We start from the raw sequence: 2,009 nt of genomic DNA, 5'->3' as shown, positions 1-2,009 counted from the left end.
TGCCAGCTTGTCAGCCCGGACCACGCCGCGCTGGGGTCAGACTTCGACGGGTTCAGCGGCGCACTTCCCGGGCTCGAGGATGTGACGAAGATGGGTGCGATTGGAGCGGGCCTGCGCAGACGCGGGTTTGCCGAGGCCGATATCGCGAAGATCGCGGGCCTCAATTTCGTGCGCGTCTGGGACGCAGTCGCGGCCAAGTCGGGTTGAGGTACGGGCCCGGCAGAGTTAGGCCCGATGCGCCGGAGCCAGCCGCCGACGCCCGGTCGAGACGCTAGCGCTCGGTGTACGCACCGAGTTGCTTGACATCCTTCGGCAGCTGATCCGCGAAAGCTCGGAGGTTCTCGACCAACTCTTCAACTGCAGAAGAGTCAACGGCGCAGATTGATACAGTGCTGTCCACGTTGACTACGTTGTTGGCTATCCGCCACAGACCGACTTCGCGCCATTTCCTGTTGGAGTACCATCCGGGGGGGACGACGGCCACGACGACGCCTTCTTCCCTCGCCAGGCTGTCCAGGTGTTGGGAGCCGTAGAGGTGCTGTCGCTTGAGCCTGGCGGGCGCCATGCTGCCCAAGCCGAAGAGGTCCAGGAGCCTGGCGTCAGCCAGAAAGGCAACAGCACCGATGTCATTCACAGCTACCGGCTTGTTTCGATAGTACGTATTGAGAAAGAGCCCCATCTGGTATTGCTGGTCAAACAGGTTCTTGGTCGCCTGAGGTGTAACCCGCAGCGACTTGATTGCCCTGAGAACAAGCGGGCCGGCCAAGTGGGTGACCAGCAGCGCGACCGCTGCATAGCGCGGGAGCGCTTTCCAGCTGATTCTCCACGCGGCTTTGCCGGGGCAGGGATGTCCCGCAGCGGCAGCAATGACAACTGTCCCGAGAAGCACAAGATACGCTTCATACCGGTAGAACCACACGACGTTTTCAATGGACTCCAGGTGCAGGACGGCGGCACCCACGAAAATCGCCAGCGCGTACTTGGTTGCGTCCCAACCCGCTTTCCGCCTGGGGTAGCATAAGAGCAGAAGCAGTGCCGCAATCAGCAGGCAGACGACATCCGGGAAGGTCGAGGCATGGGTCCAGAGTCTGGATCCGAGGATGGCGTTGAAGATTCCCCGGATGGTAAGATCCGGGGCCGGCGTTTTGAGGAGCAGACTGTTCGGCAGAAAGTACCAGCCCTGTGATAGGGACCAGATGCCGTACGCCACCACAGGCAGAAGAGCCGCCGTCCCGATAGCCCCGGCGAGAAGGCCGCGTTTCTTTAGAATCAGCAGGATGCAGACGACAAAGACCACGAATGCCCCTTCGTATCTGGTGGCCACCAACAGCGGGGCGAGGAAGGCCAGCAAGGGCAAGCTGTTGCGAGGCACGCCTGGGTCGGAGGAGAGGACCCTGGCGGAAAGATAGACGAAACTCAGGGTGAGTACCGCATGCAGAACGTGCTCCATTCCCACGAACGTCAGTGTCGGCAGCGGCGTCAGGAACAGGACAAGGAGACAGGCGGCAAAGACCCCCAGGCGACTGGCCATTTGCTTGCTGATGACGAGGTATGAGACCACCACCGCGGCGGTGCTGAACAGCACGTTAAGGACGAATGGGGACACTTCGCTCACGCCGAACACGACATACGTGATGAGCAACAGAAGAGTCCAGAGCGGTGAAGAGGTGGAGCTGGTAAACCCGTGACGCGTGACTCCCCAGATGCCGTGCAGAGCGCCGTTCTTCGCCATGGCCATATGGATGTAGGCATCATCAAGCGCATACACCAGATGGCCCTGCGTCTTGTGGAGCATGTCCCTCGGTTAGTTGAAATTCCTAGCGGCTCCCACATCACTTTAGGCAACTCTCTCTGTTGCGTCAATTTCTTTCGGTGACGCGGACCGTTCCAGTGCACTCAGCAATGCGGGGATGTGCCGGTAGCCATCTACGCACCGGAAGTGCTGCTCGGCATGTAGCAGCCCAGCTACACACCAGCGCCAGCGCATCTCGCCAGGGCGCCAGCGCTTC

2 protein-coding genes are annotated in these 2,009 nt (G+C 60.8%); one reads left to right on the top strand and one right to left on the bottom strand.

Features of this window, described 5'->3' with window-relative positions; translation table 11 throughout:
* Positions 1 to 207 (top strand): membrane dipeptidase (locus FJY68_14300; GenBank protein MBM3332992.1); only part of this gene is annotated, 207 nt, incomplete at its 5' end.
* Positions 208 to 271: 64 nt separating this feature from the next.
* Here FJY68_14300 and FJY68_14295 read toward each other — a convergent pair.
* A complete protein-coding gene (locus FJY68_14295) occupies positions 272 to 1,795 on the bottom strand; it encodes a hypothetical protein (GenBank protein MBM3332991.1) in 1,524 nt (507 codons plus the stop codon).
* Positions 1,796 to 2,009: the final 214 nt, after the last annotated feature.

It is taken from the genome of candidate division WOR-3 bacterium (genome assembly GCA_016867815.1).
Classification (GTDB): Bacteria; Hydrothermota; Tepidihabitantia; order Tepidihabitantales; family Tepidihabitantaceae; genus UBA2258.
This window is presented reverse-complemented; position numbering and strand designations above follow the sequence as displayed.

What these genes read in the sequence shown, in the direction of transcription:
- FJY68_14295 (MBM3332991.1), bottom strand. Translation starts at nt 1,795, where the DNA reads ATGCTCCACAAGACGCAGGGCCATCTGGTGTATGCGCTTGATGATGCC.